The organism is Filimonas lacunae (genome assembly GCF_002355595.1).
Classification (GTDB): Bacteria; Bacteroidota; Bacteroidia; order Chitinophagales; family Chitinophagaceae; genus Filimonas; species Filimonas lacunae.
In genome coordinates this window covers 1,274,775-1,292,894 of the sequence record NZ_AP017422.1, presented here as the reverse complement: position 1 = coordinate 1,292,894, position 18,120 = coordinate 1,274,775, and the positions used below count along the sequence as shown (strand labels likewise).

Below are 18,120 nucleotides of genomic sequence, written 5' to 3'. Positions count from 1 at the left end.
AATTTGAATTTTGATGTTTTCATTTGCACATTCTCCTATTTGCTCATTAGTACATTGTTCTCATGCGTTCCTTTCTGGCCACCATCATTCTTGCAGCGTCACTCCTCCATTATATCCGGGCAAATGCGCAAGGCGGCCCCGGCACCCATAATGCCGATTATATCATTAGCAAAAGATTCCTTTCCATTGAAGATGGACTGGCTTCACATGAAGTATTCTGTGGCGTGCAGGACAACCGCGGCTTTCTATGGTTTGGCACCCGCAACGGACTCAACCGCTACGATGGTAAAAACTGCCTGTTATTTACCCGCCAGCGCAACAACCTGCAACACAATAAAGTAGTGCAACTTGCCAGGGACGACAACAACAACCTGTTCATTGAATATGGTAGCAATGGGTTTCAACTCACCACCAATGGCATGGTAGATGTAATAAATACGATTACACATAAAATACAATCCTTAACAGCCGCCTTCCCCAACCTGCCGTTTAAAGAACAGGATATCTACTGGATAGCTAACGATGGCACCGGTGAAGTAAATTTTCTTACCGCCTGGCCCTTCAGACTATGGAAATACTCCACTGAAAAAGGTTTTACGTTGCGCTATGAGGTCAAAGACTGGGTAACCAAAGATTCCTTGTCCTACAGCGCCTGGCGTAGTAGCGGGCCGCTTTGTCTGTTTGCTAATGGCAACGCATTGCTTAAATTAAATAACCAGTTAACCCAATACCTGGTATCCCATAATACAGTAACTCCCTTCCTGCAAAAAGAGGTGTTACGATCGCTACCCATTGGTTTTAACAGTGAGGGTAACCTTTTAATTACCTACAATACGGCTACCGATGTAGATCACTTTGCTGTAGGAAAACTAACATCTGAAAAAAGGCTGGAAACGGGGGAAGATTGGGCAAAGTATAGTTTGCAGAGCGTGAAGGGAAGATACTGGTTTCAGGCAGCCAGTGCTGTAAATGGCAATGCCTGCGTTTTCTATATCCCTACCGATGCGTTATACCTGTGGCATGAAGAAGCTTATTTACGGATCGTAGACAGATCGGAACTAAAAGCATTTGAAAACCTGTTCCTGTACCAGCTATTGCCCGACAATCAGGGCAACCTGTGGTTGTGTACTTCGCATGGTGTTATTCAGTTAAAAACAGAAAAAAAACGCTTTAAACAATACTTCACCATTGCCCAGCAAAGTAAGGAACCCAATAGCCAGGCGCGTGGTATCTATTCCGATACCACAGGTACAGTAATGGCCAATATATGGCAGCATCATTTCCGGCAACAGGAGAAGAGCATCTCTGCCATTAAAAACGACCATATCATGTATGCCCTTGCCTGGCATAACAATGCTTTGTATAGCGGTGGTTTTGACCTGTTCCGTTACCATGAAAGCAACAATACCCTGAAGCCCTTGCCTGGTGGCATAGGTACGGAAATATGGTCGATGTATTCTTACAACGATAGCCTATTGCTATTGGGCAGAAGCAATGGTTTTTACCTGTACAATTCGCGCAGCGGTCAGTTTGATTCGCTCACGCATTATCTGGCACCCGGCCAGGAGGCCAGGTTTGTTTACCGCTTCTTTAAACGCCATGCCGATACCGTTTGGGCAGTGGCTGAAAACGGGGTGTATACCCTCACCCGTAACAAAGAACAATTTGATATCGCTAAATATCAGTCAGACTTTATAAACGGATTAAGCCTGCTGGATGCTTATGCCGATAATAACAACCAGTATTGGCTGGCTACCAATGGAGAAGGCTTGTATGTATCGGATCTTACCGCCAGCAAAGTGCAGCAATTCAATATTGCCAGTGGTTTGCCATCCGATGTGATTTATCGCATAGAGTCTGATGCCTATGGCAACCTGTGGATGAGCTCTGATAACGGACTGATCCGTTTTAATAAAAAAACATTTGCCACCGCTACCTATACTATCGCCGATGGCATTGCGCACAATGAATTTAACCGGACATCTTCCTTTAAGGCCAGTGATGGCCGGCTTTTCTTTGGTGGTATAGATGGCATTAATGAATTGAATCCCATCAATTTTATAAAAGACAGTACTACTTTTAAGGTGCCTCTACGGGTAATTGCCCTGCACCAGTTTATTGCTTCAAAAAACGAACTGGTCAATAAAACAACGGAGCTGCTTACTACCAACCGCATTACCCTGGAGCCGGGGGATAAATTTTTTACACTGGAATTTCAATTGCTGGATTTTGAAAAAAATGCTACGCACCGCTATGCTTATAAAATTGAGGGTTTCGACAAAGACTGGAATTACATCAGCGAAAATTCTATCCGTATCAGTGGCGTGCCTTACGGAACATTTGTGCTACAGGTAAAAGCGCAAAACAATGAGGGGGCCTGGAGCCAGAGCGAGTTGCATATTGTATTGGAAGTAAAAAAGCCATTCTATTTGCAGGGATGGTTTATGGGTTTAATGCTGGTGCTATTGATCTGGAGCATTGTATGGGTGATCAGATGGCGAACAAAAAAATTAGCCTTAGACAAGCGAACGCTGGAACTAATGGTGAGCGAGCGTACTGACCTGTTGAAAAAAGCGATTACCAGACAGGAAACCCTGTTGCTGGAAAAAGATGTATTGATGAAAGAGATTCATCATCGTGTAAAAAACAATTTACAGGTTATCTCGGGCCTGCTGGAACTACAAAGCAGGAACCTTGACAATGAAACCGCCAAAGCTGCTTTGATGGAAGGCAGGAACCGGGTGCAAAGCATTGCCCTCATACACCAGAACCTATACCAGTTCGAAAGCCTGAGCGCCATTGAACTGGGCCGTTTTGTGAATGATCTTTACCGCCAGGTTGCCACCTTGTACAAAAAGCAAAAGGAAATACCGGTACATGTAAACGTACCGTTGCTATATCTGGATATAGACTCTGCCGTGCCGCTGGGACTGATTCTGAATGAGCTATTGTCGAACTCATTCAAGTATGCTTTTAACGGGCTGGAACAAGGAGAAATAACTATCACTATCAGGATAATAACAGAAGGTAAATACCAGTTAATCTACTTTGATAATGGCCCTGGTTTGCCGGTTGATTTTGACTTGTATAAAGCATCTACACTGGGTATTCAGTTGATCAACGATCTGAGCCGGCAAATTGGTGGCAATGTGCAATATGACAATAAAATGGCGCAGTTTACTATTAACTTTACCAACCGGAACCTGCGCAAAACAGCAGATTAAACCATCATGTCGGCTTTAAAAATAGGCGTTGTTGAAGATGAATTGGTAATAGCAAGAACGATCATTGGCACCCTGCACGAATTGGGCTATACCCATTGCGGACCGGCTATTAATTATACCGAGGCTATCGACCTGCTTGAGCATCAAAAGCCCGACCTGTTATTGCTGGATATTCAACTGGCTGGTAAAAAAGACGGCTTTGATGTAGCCCAACAACTGAATGAGCGCTACCCAATGCCCTTTATTTTTCTCACAGCCAACAGCGATGCAGAAACAATAGACCAGGCAAAAAAGGTAAAACCACATGCCTACATTGTAAAACCCTTTACCAAAGAAGAATTGTTCGCTGCCATTGAGATTGCCTTTAGCAATTTTGCCAACAGCTTCCCTGCTGGTAAAACGGCTGCCCCCACTGCATTACATGATAAAGACCATTTGTTTGTAAAAGATGGTCATACCTATAAAAAGATTTACCTGCATGAGATCCTGTACCTGGAAAGCGATGCCAATTACGTATCCGTTCACCTGCAGTTGCAAAAAAAGGTAATGATCCGCACCACCATCAACGCCCTGATAGAACAGATCAACAGCAAAAACTTCCTACGTGTACACCGAAGCTACTCGGTTAATATCGAAAAGATCGTTCATGTTCATCCATCAGAAATTGTGCTGCAGGGCGCTACCGTTCCCATTGGTAAATTGTACCGGGAAGAACTTTTTAAAGCGCTTGGGATCAGGGAATAGTCTATTTCCCATCTTTAATCCCATCCCAATGCGTTTCGTCCCATTTATTTTTTGCCCTTTTTAATCCTTCCCATTTTTGCCCGACTTATGGCACTGCTTGACCTCGATAAGATCATTGTGCACCGAACTATAACGGGCATTCGCTGCAATAGCTGCGAGGGTAACCTGGTTCGGGTAAAAATGTCTTTTACTGCAAGGATGGTGAAGCTTTTGTTTCTGGGCAGGCTCAAACCTGCCAACTACGAGTGCGAGCATTGCAAAAAACGGTATGTGCTGTTATGATAGTACAAGTTAACAATCACTTCATTATAAATATTTATCTGCAATGGTAGACCAGTCATTGGATTACAAAACAAAATTTGCGAAGTTTTTTGAACCGGCACTCCTGGCCGAACTGGAAGAAAAAGCAATGATTGTGGAAGTGAACAGCGGCGATGTGATGCTGAACATAGGACAGGCGATCAGGGCTATTCCGCTGCTGGCCAGCGGTGCCATAAAAGTTAGCCGCATCAGCGACGAAGGACAGGAACTTTTGCTGTATTATGTAAAGGAAGGAGAAAGCTGCGCCATGACCTTTAATTGCAGTATGTTAGCGCAAACAAGCGTAATTAAAGGCACCGCGGAAGAAGACAGTGTATTGGTGTGTGTGCCGGTGGCATTGATGGAACAGTGGATGGTTAAATTTCCCTCGTGGAAGAAGTATGTAATGACTACCATATTAAACCGCTTTACTGAAATGATCAAATCCATTGATGAAGTGGCGTTCAAAAAAATGGACGAGCGGCTTGCCAACTACCTGAAAGAAAAATCAAGTATCAGCGGTTCTTCTGTAATCAATCTTACGCACCAGCAAATAGCTGATGAACTGGGTACCAACCGCGTGGTGATTTCGCGGCTGTTGAAGAAGCTGGAGAATGAAAAGAAGTTGCTTATCTACAACAAGCAGATAAAATTATTGAAGCATTTGTAAAGGGGTAACTAAAAAATCCTGATCGGCTGCAACCAGACTTCCAATAGGGGCCACGCAGCCGAAGAATCCCCAACTATTTCATTGGATCCCGTTTATGGGGGAGGTGAGGCTGGCAAGGTCTCTTTTGCCAGTTTGGAGACATAAAAAAAGAGGCTATCTTTCGATAACCTCTTTCTGTGTGACCCCGGAGGGGATATTTTCCAACCGGTTTTATGAGGATTTGAAGGCATTGTATAACTTAAATCGATTGATCGTCAGTTAGTTATCTTAACTCTTTTAGAAGGGATCAAGAGTGGTTGAGTTGTTATTGGCCCGGCCGACACCTTTTTATCTATTGAAATTTAATTGTAGCCTTACATACTTAGTCTTAATCTTCCCAATCAAGATCTTCGTCCTTGGGCCTTTTAATTTTTTTACGAAGACGATCAGCCATTGAGCGAAAATCATGATCTCCTTCATCGTCTTCTTCGTGGGTCGAGCGATATTTTTCTAATGATGTCGATTTGGATGCAACCCTAATACTAGACAGGTCTAAATTTTGATCTGCATTGTAAAACCTAACTTTATGTTTCTTTAGTAATTTAAAGAAAGGGTTTTCTTGGATATATTCTGTCTCTGGTTTTAGTAAACCACTAACACAAGCTTCGTAAGCTAGTAACCAGTGCTCAGAATATAAGTTTTCAGCAGTCAATAGCATTTTCCACTCAGATGTATCAAGTCCATGAGGAATCAAAAGATGATTTTGTAGGTCTAGTGCCGTTAATATAACCACGTCATTACTAGAATTACTTAACTCTCTAGCTGCACTTTCTGAAACTACAATCTCCAATTCTTTAATAAACCACAGTGTCCAAACTATCTCAAAATGATTTTCTAATCTTAGATGATACAGCAGATAGTCATTTAGGATATCTTCAATGACATCCATATTCAATTCATATCCTTCCTTTTTATGACTCAAAAAGATTTTAACAACATAAGGTAATACTTTGGGTTCTACTTGTAGTGACTTTAAAAGGAAAGATTCTAAAATTGGCCAATTCTCCTCTCTAAAAACAGTAGCTGCCATCTTAGAAATACTATAAGCTAATATAGACTCATCAGGATATTTTTCACTGTAATGAAAACATAAATCAAAGTAGGCTATGATGTCTTTCGTCTGTAGTATCTTTTTATTGCTAAATTTAAATTGACGCAACCGATTATACCACTCACTTTCGATAATTTCAGGTAACAATATAACCTTCTCTTTGGCTTGATTTAAATCCAATTCTATATCACGCAGCAGTTTTTGTATAAGTGAACGAGCTTTTTCTAAGCCAGCTAAATCTTTAAAATATAGAGAATAATCGTCTACAACCCTTATGCCTTCCAATACTCCCAGCTCTCTGGATAGCTCGCGATCTATATAGGCTACAATAATCTCCGAAATAATTCGGCTAATGTCAGGTCCGACGGGTATTCCCATCGTTTGTCCATCTTGCATATTTCTCACAAACCAGTCAAGTTTATTACCCAACAAACCATGAGGATCGCGGTTGCTCTTTGCTAGAGCTTTAGTGTGTAATACCCAAGGAATACTATGTGTATAAATATTGCCATAGAATTTTAGTATATCAACCTTTAATAAATATTTGTGACCAGTTGATCGTAATATCCTTTCATTAGTAATTCTGTCGTATGACGGCTGGGCAATTGCCCTCTCTGTATCAACGCTATATCGCAAAGGAGAAAGGGAAATGCTAGAACCTTCTGTAAAGGATATAATATCACTCCATTTCTCAGAAATGAAATCTGAGAACCATATATAATGCAGTGGATTGGGAAGTGCCAAGGTACGACGATAAGCTCGTATCTTAGGAGTTGAGAAAGGGACTACTTTAAAAATGATCGCCTTTTTCTTCTTGCTACTCCCAGTTTCAATAGGATATTCATCCGGGTTATCCAGCACATCTTTTATGACTTTCCCCAAATCCTTTGTGTTAAATGGGGGAGGTAGTTCCTCTGGAAAAAAACCTTTTGTAACAAGCTTGCTAGTTTTCATACATATAAATAAATATATAGTAAATTATATTTTTATAACAATTAAATAAACAAACAAATCATTTGATTATTCCCCCTATCATCTGGAGAAGTTTTACTTTTTTGCTATTTACAAATCCTGAAAACACTTGTAAGAAATGAGAAGGGAGTGGCTCGAAAACAACAATTTACACAGTAAGCTTATAAAGTTTGTGGATTAACCAATGAGTCCTTTGAGAATAAAGGGAGGTAAATGTTAATAAAATGGCTATTGATACTATTTTTCAGAGAATTTCTTACACAAAATGTAAAGTCGCTGGTAGTCTTATTAATCATTGCCCTTTCGTTAAGTTGTTAGTTAAAAAATATTGCCCGTGGGAACCTTTTTAAGCAGTTTGTGAATTTGTCTCATGATAAACACTCTTAAATACTTAGACTTTACTATTATTAATTACAATGTTAGCTTTTATACTTTATGTGCCCGCTTTCCTTAAAACCTAGTCGCTCTAACCATAGAAAAGTCAACATATACTTAACTATCCTCATTTAGAGTCTTACTCTCCGTCATCACTTTTTAAGTCTTTATTTTCATAGCGCCTTTCTGATATTTTTTCAACAAGGCTATCACAGATTAGCCCAGCTTGTTTATCTATATCTACGTTTTTTTCATATGTAATTCCCCCATATTTCCTCGATTCATCAAACATGCCTGGAGGGCAATCAGAATACCATATTGGAATAATTGAATTATTTCCAAAACGGTGCTTGAAATTATCTGATTCAAACTTAGTCCAAACTTTTCTAGGATAACTGCAACTCAATAGTGTAACTACATATACAGCCTGTGATGAATAAATAGGTCCTAAGTAATCTTCAACGTTCTCTGCTAGAATTCTTGTTTGTTCATTTTTATCATAAAAAACGGCTATTTGCTTTTCACTTAATAAATTAAATATTTTCTCTGCTAATTCGCGATCTTCACCTGCAAAGGATAAGGCAAAGTCATATGGTGTTTCAAATCTGAATCCAATGTAACCAATCCGGCTCGAAAATTTATCCCACAATAAATTTCTAATGTAGAACATGAATTTCGGATCTTCCACTGTTAATGTTCTTGAATTGGCATCGTAGTGTATAACCTTTTGAATATGTTCACTTTGGTTTATTAATGTCTCTAGGTGGCCTTTAGTAACAACTTGGGAGACACTTAGCTTATGTTCAGGATATGCTCTCATAATATCATCCATTTGAATTGTCCAGTCTTCAGACTTTGATAACCAAAATAGTAAATGGAGGTATGGTGCTCTTCCTTCACGAATCAATCGCGTTCCTGTTGCAAAGTCTTTAGCAGGAGAATAAAAGGCTCGGTCGTACTCATTAAGTACTTTATCTTTCATTAATTCAATACTAGTTTTGATCTCAACAACATTTTCATTATCTCGTTCCAGTGCTCCAGCCATTGTACAGAGAACACTACATAGATTTTGAACAATATGAAATCCGCCTTTTGAAAGATCTATTAGCTCTTTTTTGGTATTAATCCTAATGTTAAGCGCTTCTTCGCCCAATTGAATTAGTTCCTCAATTTTAGAATCAGAGTTACGCTCGAACCTAATAGTATCAATTCTGTTGTTTAGATCGTTCGCCATGTTAACTAACGAATTGCCAGCCTTGTTAATTCCAATGAGAATTAGCTTATCATTTTCCCTTTCCTCATCGGCTAATATTTTCAAAAAATCTGCTAAGCGTAGTTTTAACGTTTCATCCAATACGTGAAAGTCATCAACTATTACAGTTCCCATATCCCTAAATTCCGGGATTATTGCAATCATCTCTAAATCCTCTCGTTTTCTGGCAGATAATGAAACCACTTGTTTATACTGACCTGTTTCTTCGATTGCTTTTTGAATGCACGTTGTCTTACCTATACCAGAAGGTCCTTCAACAATTATACCGCGACCTTTAGTCCTTAAAGCAACAATTATATCATTGTATTCACTTGGCTTTACAAAAGTATATGTTGGTATACCTGACTTCTTGAAAACGTCTTGTAAGTAAACTTTTGTCATATGACTTATTTAAACATCTTGCTATTCTTGAGATGTCTCATTGAACGTTTTTTTCATGATTCCATCTTTAGAACATAGAGAAAACTATAGGCAGTGTAATTGCGCGTTTTTTAGGTAAAATAACTTTAATATTATTTAATGTATGAAGCTGCAATTATTGATGCTGTTAATACAACTGGATAAAATAATATTAAAGTTGTAGAAAGCCCGGACAAAAGAAATCCGTTCCTGCCTCCTTCGTAGTTACTAGTATCCATAGAAAAATCAATTTGCGGTTCATTTAAAGTCCTAACATAGTTGTATAGGCTTCTATATCTACGCTCAGTGCTTACAAAAAAAGCATCCATTACCCAAAATAGTACTGTAACAAAGGGTGGGAACCAAAGGAATTTTGTATTCGCATCCTTTTCTGAAAGGACGAAAATTGCTCCTACAAGGGTGACAAGCCAACCTTTGATCATAAACGAGTTAACATTCATTCTCGTTATTGTCAATTGAATAAATTCAAGATGTTTAATTTTATTTTCCATGTTAAGCAAATTTACAGGGTTAACCATTTTTCTAAAGAAATTTCTTTTCCATCTGGATAATGAATATAGTATTTGTTGTTAATGTTATTTGCATTTTCCATTCTTTGCAAAGTTGGGTATATTTGAATATACTCCTCGCCTTTATACCCCGTGTAGTCTTTTTTTATAGGAAAAACGGCTATGTGATCTATGTACTTATGAGCATCTCCAAACCCTAATTCCCAATTGCACCACTTTGATTGAATTGCAGCTTCGGTAGCTATCAGGATAAATTTATATGATTTGATAATTTTACTTTTTAACTTAGTGGCTGTTTCGCCACAAGTTGTGGCTGGCATTTGATCATCCTCCCAGTCAACGTATCCAATAAATCCATTTCTCTCTAACAAGTTTTTAAGCCTGAAAACATAATCTTCCTCTTCATGCTTATGTGAAATGAAAATCATTTTATTGTTTCCTTCAAGTAGGTGATGTATTTTCTCCAACAATACCGCAGTTCTTTCATTGGATTTAGTCTCGCTTTTAAATTGACTTTCTGTAACTATCATTTGTTAGAAGGCAGTTTTATCAATAGTAGAATAAGTATATATTCGAAAGCAACACGCTTGTATCATTCCCTCTATAGTATTCAATGTGTTAATATCGATTAGAATTTTAAATACCAGCTCTCTAATGACGACATTGAACGAATGAAGATAAATTAAAACCCTGTGTTTTGAAATCTCATGCTTTGATCATCCGAAGCTATTCTCTCGAAATACATTCTTATTTCAGATGTTACAATTTCATGATCATTCTCAGGATTTAAGTCACTCTCAATTACTTTTCTAACAATGTGAGATATTAAATGCCATGCAGTTAATTGGTTAGGAAAATCTACTACAGGCTTCAGTGTGTACGGAAGAGTTGTAAACCTTGATAAATTATACTTTCCATTTCTTTGGAAATGATACGGCACTAGCAAAATGGGAATTATCTTAACTGATTGATCCTTCTCCCATCTGTCAATAGCATATTTTATTTCTTTTTGTTTTACATATTTTGTAGACATTAAATTTTCACTAACCATGAAAAAAATAATATCAGCCTCGGAAAACCTTTTGCCTATTTCCTCATCCCAATCGCTACCTGGCATCAATTCAGAGCAATACCAAGGAGTATCAATCAACTCGTCGTCATAAAGTGGGATCAGATAATCTTTGAATTTGTTGATAAGTTTAAGGTCTTTCTTTGAATAAGAGATAACTACTTTTTTCCTTCTTTTTAATTCTTTGTTTGTAAATGGCTGAAAAGGAAACGCCGAAGTAAACTTTGAGTTTTCTGTAAAAGTACGTTCATTAGTTAATTCCCAGGAGTTTATCAATAGTACATTGTCTTCATTACATAAGTCTTGATATTTGATAAAATTCTTGTTGTTTAAAGTAATATAAAGATCCAACGGGCGACAAGCTTCTCGCTCAAATAAAAGTTCGCAATTGTTCAACTGTTTGTAAATTTCACTGTTGGGTGAGAAATAATCTTTTTGAAGTAGTCCTCTTGTAAAGGCTGTGAAATTGCTAATGTCTGGCATATCAAGATCCCAATATAAACCTAGTAAACTAAAAAAGAGATATTTCATAATATCTGAATTTTCTCTTTCAGACAGCCCTTTTTTCGATGAGAAGTGAGTTCGGATTTCCAAATTCTGGAAGTCAATGCTGATTAATACTACGGTACTATCCTCCAAAATAAACAGTAACTGATCTCGCCAAAAAATCTTTTTTTCTGGTAGTTTTCCAAAAAAGCAAATGGCCTGATTAATTAATCCAAATGGAATAAAATGTAGAAATTTTAAGATAAATTTCGGTTCTCCAATGCTGAATGTCAATAGATTAAATTCCGCATTGGACTCAGATGATAAGGGTAAAAAGTTAGGAATAATAAATTCTATACCATTTATTCCAAATTGATGTTCAAATATTACTTTTTGATATTTTAATAGCTGGATAACTGCTGGAGAATATTCAGCTAAATCTTCGGGTGATAGTCTTCCTCCATCCTTTTTTTTCGCTTTTGACAAAATAGTCTCATGGACGTAGTTCACCAATGCAGCTGGGTTTAGCCATACGCAATTAGGTAGCATATCTTTATAATAAAGAATGAGACCTTGCTTGTGAAGTTGATCCAAGTCTTCTTGTAAAAAATCGTGGTTATCTTGTTCTGGTCGTTTGTAATAAGGGGTAAAATAATCTAAAGATCTACTTTCAAATCCTTCTGCACGGCTCTGATTTAAAATGAAAATTAGAAAGTCGATGAACCAACTAGGTCTTTTTGTTTTCAATTTCCTCTCTTCTATTAAGTCTTGAATAGAGTGCCTTAAATACTCTAGTGCATGCTTGTTTTTTTGATCTTGAAGTGAAAATGAATCATCTCTTTGTTGTGTAGTTTTTAGTGACACATAGAATTGATTGTCTATAAAATGATTGGGGTTAGAGTAGCTTTTTCTTGGAGATTCGTCTGCATGTGTCTGAATAAGCAATACGGGATCTGAGCCGATAAAAAACTTTTCGTCTTCCAAATACTTTTTTTGACTCATCCAATATTCAATAGAAAAGTCTTGTGTTAGGAAATTTTGTGTATCTAATCTTTGGGTGTTGAAATTAAATGTCGCATTCCATAAAATTAAATATGCAGCTCCTCCACTAAGAAATGCACGATAAATGCCATGATAATAATCCTGTCCGCCAAAGTCAAAAAAGATGGCTTCAGGTAAAGAAGTTGTTGTGTTTTTTCCAAATTTTTCAATTTGAAGAATGTGCGTTGATGCTACAGTTTCGTTAAAGTGACCATTTAGAATAAATTTCATTAAAGAGGTCTTCCCGCTTGCATGGTTACCTAGTAGTAGTAGTTTTGCAGGTAGTTCTACGGGAATTTGTTCTGCTTCAAGTTCTCTTAGTAAAATATTACGTAAAGCAGAGAGATGATTTTCTGTTTCCTTTAAGATAAGCTCGCTTCGTTTTACATACGGATTATTGTCAGCTTTAAGATAATTTAATTTTGTAAGTTGTAATATTTGTTCAAATCGGATAATGTTATTATTACTAATATCGAGAAAAGTGATGTTCTTTAACTTTCTTAATGGACTAATTGAACTTATTCTATTAAATGACAAGTTTAAATTCACTAGATTAACTAGGGCTTCCAAGGTTTTAATTTCTTCAATCTTATTATTGGCAAGATCAAGAGCCTGTAACTTTAAGAGGTTCTGTAAAAAATGAATGTCTTTAATATTGCAACTTCTAGCGACTAGCTTCTTTAGGATTGTTAATGATTTTAAGAAATCTAATGATTGGATTGTGTTATTACTAACATCCAAAACTTCTAACTGCTTCATTTTTTCTAAAAAGGAAAAATCGACAACATTGCCAAAGTTAATTGACAAGGAAGTTAATTTGGGGAACTTTAAAAAAAAGCTAGTATTGTAGATATTACATTTGTGGAATCTAAAATTTTTTATGGTTTTTAGGGCTACTAAATCTTCACCCTCTCTAATATTAACGTTGCTAAGAGTTAAACTAATTATTTCATCATGAACATTTAATAAATAGGCTCCCTTCTCTAGCTTTATTCTGAGCCTTTCTTCTAAAAAATGAATGGTTTGGGGTTTTTCTAAGTTAGTTAGTTGATCGATTGTTAAGTACCTTCCTGAAAACAATTTCTTAATCTGTTCGAAGTCGGATACTTTCAGTACACTGACTATTACAGGTATGTGCTTTTTGTTATTGAAGCATCGGTTATATACTTCTGCGACCTCTGTTACGGAAAGACCGCCAGCCCCGGTACCCAATAAAGGAAGATTTAATCCAAAAACATTTTCACTTAATAGAGGAGTTGTTAAAATAATATTAGATAGAGTGTCGCATATTTTTACAATAACATTCGCATTAGATACGTTTCTATTGACCGAATAAGCATATCCGGCAAATACAGGTTCAGGTGAATTATCTATTTTATATAAAACCACCTCTCCTAGGCTTGCTGTTGTAGGGGCTGGGATTCCCATTTCCGATGCTCTAGATCTGACGTTAGCCGAAAATTCCCCATTAGTTTCAGCAGGCAATATGATTACATTGGCTTTTCTTAACGCTTCAGAATCCATCATGTCGCCATGCCTAAACTCTATATTGCCAGCTTGTAAAACCTGTATCTGATTGATATCTTCATCCCTATACCTATTTATTTCTATTTCACAATTTAACTTAAATGAAGACTCATCTGCCCAAGCGAAAAACTGAAAAAATCTCATTTCTCTTTTAATAGGAACTGATGTTTCAAAATAGTTCATATTTTCACTACTTACTGAAAGGTGTAGTAGCTCTGCGTGAGAATCATAGCTGAATACCCAAGAGATCTTTGATTCACTTTCGTAATCTTCCGATCTATATAATAGATGGTCATAGCCTTTAATATTATATTGCGCGAGATGAAGTCGATACGGAAAATCCCAAACACCTTCGTGCCATTCTCCTACGCCTAGATGGATATCAATATTTTCGTTTAAAAAGTCGGGAGATTGGTATCTGTCAGCTGGCTGATTGAATTTTATTTCTCCTTTTGTCGATAGTCTTATGCCAAATCGCCAAAAACTACTAAAGGGCGAAATATTAACGGTATAGTTAAAGTTGTTAAGTATGTAAGGGGTACCAGGAAAAATTACATCATTTCCGATAATGGTATCGGTATTTTCAAATACGTAAGCAATTCTCTCCATCTGCAAAAAGACTTTTTAATTATGTAACTGAGTGTTAATTTCAAAAGTGGGTCACCGTTCAGGGAAATTAAAAAGCCATCTAATATTAGATGGCCTTAATACATTGATTAATTTTCTATTTTCTTTTATCTGCTAATATCTTTTCTAACAAAGCAATCTTTTCATCTTTTTCTTTCAGCAGCGCAGCATTTAGCTTCTTTATTTCGTCAACAGCTTCTACCCATTTATCGAGAGCATTAAAGGTGCAGTTGTAAGCAATGCCAACTTCATTGACCTTATTGTAGGATGCTCCTTCATAATTGTTTTGTATATTATAAATCTGAGCTTCTTCATTAAAATTCTTAATAGCATCAACCGGTACTTTTAGCGTTTTAGCAATCTGTTCGAGCTGTTCCGGTTCAATTGTTTCTTTAGTTTCTAATAAAGAAACACTTTGCTGGCTAATATTAAGAGCGTCAGCTAATACTTCCTGTTTAATATGCAGGATTTCTCTAAGGCGTTTTACTGCGCGTCCTTGGTGTACTTTTTCAGGCATACTGGTAGTAATCATATCAACAAATATATTGAAAACGAATAATTTGGTAATATACTAAGTTTCGATTGGTATGGTACAAGTGCTTATTCCAACAAACCTATCGGTAAAATACAACTAATTTTTGTTAACGCACAGGTAACCTTGGTAAGCTACGGGAAGCGGCTATGGTAATTTACTACCCGAATCAAGTGCTTGACAATAGCCTAATAGTAGAATACAACTAGATCCTTTTGTTGGGCTACAGCTACGCTTCACACCATAAAACCTACCATGTATGCCAGAAACATCAAAAAACAACTCCTTATCGCCACATTCACTTGTTGCCGTACCCACCGGAGGAAATACCTCTAACCACACCATAGAACTGTTTCTCGGCATGTTTGCCCATGAACTACGTGCCCAGATAGCCGGCACTGTTCAGGCTTGCCTGTTTATAAGGGACGGCGAGAAAAGGGACGATTTTCTCCAGGCAATAGAAACAACCACCCTGGAAACTCTGCATGTCTTAGATAATATGCTTGATACCGTAAAAATTCATAACGGTAAGCTGAATATTACTGTTATATATGCCCCATTTTGTTTCAAAACATGGATTGTTACTCTGATAAGCACCTTTAAAGCGAGTGCCACCCAACAGAAAAAAAGCATCAGCCTGACATTTGACCCATCATTGGAAAATGCAACTATCACTTCTGACGAGGTAAAGCTGGGGCAAATCGTTCAAAACCTGCTCTCCAATGCCCTTAAATTCAGCCACCGCGAAACGACTATCCAGGTTAAATGCTACAAAATGACCACAGGTATAACTATTCAGGTCATAAATGATGGTATTGGCATCCCGCCGGAAAAGGCAGAACGGCTGTTTATGCCCTATGAACAGCTAGACAAGGGATTTGCTGGTGCCGGTCTGGGATTATACCTCAGTAATCTATATGCCCAGGCTTTAAGAGGTAGCCTAACCGTAATTAGCCACCAGGGCAATACCGTTTTTACCCTATTTGTACCCGTTTACCGTTAAATTATATCCTCTAACTACAATGAAAACGTTACCCATGTGCAATGACCTGCTACATCTTTCTAAAGAACAAATCCTCCAATTGTCCACTTTGATCCAGAAAATAGTGAAACTGATACAGCCGGAATTAATACTCTGTTTAGGCTACCGGACTACTATTATGCAGGACTGGAGTTGTTTCTGGGAAGAAGTCGGCTATCTGGATACGGAATTTCCAACCACATACGACCTGTTGATACTTATCAGCGAGAGCGAAAAAAGGCCGGAATATGAGCTTGTCCAGTTAATAGAACAACAGGCGACTGCTTTGGCTTGCGACATCACCTGTATGGTGCAACAATTCACAACTTTCCAGGAAGGGGTGGAAAAAGGTTACCGTTTTGACACTGCCGTTTACCGTAAAGCGGCATCTGTATATAGCAGTGGCAGGTTGCTTTCACCTGTACTTCCACTAGAATTAACTATTCAGGAAATCAAAAACAAGATAGAAGCTCATTGGGGACAGTGCTCTACTACAGCAAAACGTTTTCTCAAAGCAGCTACCGACTGCCAACGGGATAACTGGCCGGAGCAGGCGGTTTTTAACTTACATCAATCTGCCCAACATTCCTGTATGGCTATGTTGCGGGTATTGACCGGTTATAGATCCACCTCACATAATCTTTCCCGGTTACTGGCATTAATCGAAAATTGCAGTTATCAGCCTTCTACCATTTTTCCCTGCTTTACCAAAGAAGAAAAAGAGCTATTTAACCTGCTAAACCGTGCTTATTCAGAAGCTCGTTATAAGGAAGACTATACAATACCGGCTGAAAAAGTAGCTATTTTAATGGGCAGGGTAAAGGAATTATTGAATACCGCCGAACAGCTTTACCTCCAAAAGGTACAGGAACTGGACAAGCAACTGGCGTTAACCTTCCCCATACAAGTAAACTATGAGAAAGCCCCTTAGTCCGAAGATACAACGCAAGCTAAAGCAACATCTTGCTATTGTAGGCCGGAACCTGCACACACTACGTAAGGCACGTAAAGAAAGTCTAAAAACTGTGGGCAGCCAGATACATATGGCTTCTACAACACTTAGCCGTATGGAAAAGGGATTGTACAATTTTAAACTCGAAAAATTGTGGCAGCTATCTAAGTATTACGGTGTGGAAGTGGACGATATTTTATTTAAGGGCTTTCCTGATGGCAAAAAACAGAACAAGTAATACCTAACAAATAGATTAAATTAGAGTATGCCCACGAAAGAACCCGCTTTACACCCGTCACGTATGCAAGTTGTCCCTTTGCTGGCACAGCAGTTTGTGAAAGATTATGATGCTATAATGGAAGAATATCAGCCTGCCGAACAGCTTGCTATTACAGAACATTTATTACAGTTACTGAATCTTGCCCGGCAGGAGGAGATTACTACGGATATGTTCTGGCATCAATACAGAGAACGGGAAGAGGTTCTGTTAAGTCGTTATGGTAAAAAGCTAAAGCCTTATATCGAAAAGCGGTTTCAGGTTTATTTCTATTATACGGAGGTGCTGGTTGAGAAAGCCGTTTATTCAACAGGAGTATATAATAGCCTGCCCCCGGCAGAACAGGGCTTAACGGTAAACGAAATAGGTCAGTTCCTGCAAGTCTGCCATAATGTTCTGGATAGAGCGAGGTATCATTTGTACTTAAAGGCCGAACCAGAGAGCCAGGGTGTGTCTGCAATTGTCTTATCCCTATCTGCCGAAGAACTAGATAAAGAAGCTACCCGCTACCGCCAGCTTTTAACAATATACTATCTGCTAAAAGCTGGGTTTGGTATAGGGCATCGGAATAACGGAAATATTAGTGATGTGGTAAGGTTGGCGCACCTGTTGACTGGCGTAAAATTGACCAATCTGCAAAATTCAGACATCTACAAGAAGTATTCAAAAATGCCCGATCATAAAACAGGGGAACAACTGGTGGCTGATCTGAAATATATACGACCATTTTTTGCCGCTTTGCAATTGCAAAATGCGCTTGCCATTATTGATAACGATATTCAGGCCGAAACCAAGCGATTCAAGAAGTAAACAGCCCATTAATAAAGCATTTCATTGCTGCCTTACCGTTTTACGCCTGCCCGTTTAACGATAAACTCTATTTAAGGAAACTTTTTTTGAAACATAGGTACCCCTATAGGGGGATACCAGCCCTTCTTGCGGCCATAGCTTTGCATATATAACGGTAAGCGCAATGCCGCATTATCGTTTACCGCTAAACATAACATGCAG

Annotated in this window: 13 protein-coding genes; 7 read left to right on the top strand and 6 right to left on the bottom strand. The window is 38.1% G+C overall.

What is annotated here, in order from left to right; translation table 11 throughout:
- The first annotated feature begins 62 nt into the window (after positions 1-62).
- From FLA_RS05390 to FLA_RS05375, 3 genes are all read left to right on the top strand, one after another.
- On the top strand, positions 63-3,224 hold the full coding sequence (locus FLA_RS05390) for a histidine kinase dimerization/phosphoacceptor domain -containing protein (protein ID WP_076382631.1): 3,162 nt from the start codon (positions 63-65) through the stop codon (positions 3,222-3,224).
- Positions 3,225-3,230: 6 nt separating this feature from the next.
- The gene (locus FLA_RS05385) at positions 3,231-3,968 is read left to right on the top strand and encodes a LytR/AlgR family response regulator transcription factor (RefSeq protein WP_076382632.1); all 738 of its coding nucleotides are present in this window, start codon (positions 3,231-3,233) and stop codon (positions 3,966-3,968) included.
- A gap of 325 nt (positions 3,969-4,293) precedes the next feature.
- On the top strand, positions 4,294-4,938 hold the full coding sequence (locus FLA_RS05375) for a Crp/Fnr family transcriptional regulator (protein ID WP_076382634.1): 645 nt from the start codon (positions 4,294-4,296) through the stop codon (positions 4,936-4,938).
- Positions 4,939-5,305: 367 nt separating this feature from the next.
- On the opposite strand, the gene FLA_RS05370 is transcribed toward FLA_RS05375, so the two are convergent.
- From FLA_RS05370 to FLA_RS05345, 6 genes are all read right to left on the bottom strand, one after another.
- Entirely contained in the window at positions 5,306-6,982 is a 1,677-nt protein-coding gene (locus FLA_RS05370) for an RNA-directed DNA polymerase (RefSeq protein WP_076382635.1), read from the bottom strand.
- A gap of 532 nt (positions 6,983-7,514) precedes the next feature.
- Positions 7,515-9,029 carry a TIR domain-containing protein gene (locus FLA_RS05365; RefSeq protein ID WP_076382636.1) on the bottom strand — a complete coding sequence of 505 codons (1,515 nt, stop codon included), beginning with the start codon at positions 9,027-9,029 and terminating at the stop codon, positions 7,515-7,517.
- Between the two features lie 131 nt (positions 9,030-9,160).
- Complete coding sequence (locus FLA_RS05360) at positions 9,161-9,559, bottom strand: hypothetical protein (protein WP_076382673.1); 399 nt, start codon at positions 9,557-9,559, stop codon at positions 9,161-9,163.
- A gap of 11 nt (positions 9,560-9,570) precedes the next feature.
- Positions 9,571-10,107, bottom strand: a complete 537-nt coding sequence (locus FLA_RS05355) for a toll/interleukin-1 receptor domain-containing protein (protein WP_076382637.1) — start codon at positions 10,105-10,107, stop codon at positions 9,571-9,573.
- A 152-nt stretch (positions 10,108-10,259) separates the two neighbouring features.
- Entirely contained in the window at positions 10,260-14,309 is a 4,050-nt protein-coding gene (locus FLA_RS05350; RefSeq protein WP_076382638.1) for a leucine-rich repeat domain-containing protein, read from the bottom strand.
- A gap of 115 nt (positions 14,310-14,424) precedes the next feature.
- The gene (locus FLA_RS05345) at positions 14,425-14,859 is read right to left on the bottom strand and encodes a helix-turn-helix transcriptional regulator (protein ID WP_076382639.1); all 435 of its coding nucleotides are present in this window, start codon (positions 14,857-14,859) and stop codon (positions 14,425-14,427) included.
- A 259-nt stretch (positions 14,860-15,118) separates the two neighbouring features.
- Between FLA_RS05345 and FLA_RS05340 the strand changes: the two genes are divergently transcribed.
- From FLA_RS05340 to FLA_RS05325, 4 genes are all read left to right on the top strand, one after another.
- Positions 15,119-15,862, top strand: a complete 744-nt coding sequence (locus FLA_RS05340; RefSeq protein ID WP_076382640.1) for a sensor histidine kinase — start codon at positions 15,119-15,121, stop codon at positions 15,860-15,862.
- 88 nt (positions 15,863-15,950) lie between these two features.
- On the top strand, positions 15,951-16,811 hold the full coding sequence (locus tag FLA_RS05335; RefSeq protein ID WP_231940397.1) for a HEPN domain-containing protein: 861 nt from the start codon (positions 15,951-15,953) through the stop codon (positions 16,809-16,811).
- Complete coding sequence (locus FLA_RS05330) at positions 16,795-17,070, top strand: helix-turn-helix domain-containing protein (RefSeq protein WP_076382642.1); 276 nt, start codon at positions 16,795-16,797, stop codon at positions 17,068-17,070. Before FLA_RS05335 ends, FLA_RS05330 begins: the two co-directional genes overlap by 17 nt.
- A 63-nt stretch (positions 17,071-17,133) precedes the next feature.
- Entirely contained in the window at positions 17,134-17,919 is a 786-nt protein-coding gene (locus FLA_RS05325) for a hypothetical protein (RefSeq protein WP_076382643.1), read from the top strand.
- Positions 17,920-18,120: the final 201 nt, after the last annotated feature.

Bases quoted from the DNA above. Each gene is read 5' to 3' on its own strand.
- FLA_RS05375 (WP_076382634.1), top strand. From the start codon at position 4,294: ATGGTAGACCAGTCATTGGATTACAAAACAAAATTTGCGAAGTTTTTT.
- FLA_RS05325 (WP_076382643.1), top strand. From the start codon at position 17,134: ATGCAAGTTGTCCCTTTGCTGGCACAGCAGTTTGTGAAAGATTATGAT.
- FLA_RS05370 (WP_076382635.1), bottom strand. From the start codon at position 6,982: ATGAAAACTAGCAAGCTTGTTACAAAAGGTTTTTTTCCAGAGGAACTA.
- FLA_RS05360 (WP_076382673.1), bottom strand. From the start codon at position 9,559: ATGGAAAATAAAATTAAACATCTTGAATTTATTCAATTGACAATAACG.
- FLA_RS05385 (WP_076382632.1), top strand. From the start codon at position 3,231: ATGTCGGCTTTAAAAATAGGCGTTGTTGAAGATGAATTGGTAATAGCA.
- FLA_RS05345 (WP_076382639.1), bottom strand. From the start codon at position 14,859: ATGATTACTACCAGTATGCCTGAAAAAGTACACCAAGGACGCGCAGTA.
- FLA_RS05355 (WP_076382637.1), bottom strand. From the start codon at position 10,107: ATGATAGTTACAGAAAGTCAATTTAAAAGCGAGACTAAATCCAATGAA.
- FLA_RS05340 (WP_076382640.1), top strand. From the start codon at position 15,119: ATGCCAGAAACATCAAAAAACAACTCCTTATCGCCACATTCACTTGTT.
- FLA_RS05350 (WP_076382638.1), bottom strand. From the start codon at position 14,309: ATGGAGAGAATTGCTTACGTATTTGAAAATACCGATACCATTATCGGA.
- FLA_RS05330 (WP_076382642.1), top strand. From the start codon at position 16,795: ATGAGAAAGCCCCTTAGTCCGAAGATACAACGCAAGCTAAAGCAACAT.
- FLA_RS05390 (WP_076382631.1), top strand. From the start codon at position 63: ATGCGTTCCTTTCTGGCCACCATCATTCTTGCAGCGTCACTCCTCCAT.
- FLA_RS05365 (WP_076382636.1), bottom strand. From the start codon at position 9,029: ATGACAAAAGTTTACTTACAAGACGTTTTCAAGAAGTCAGGTATACCA.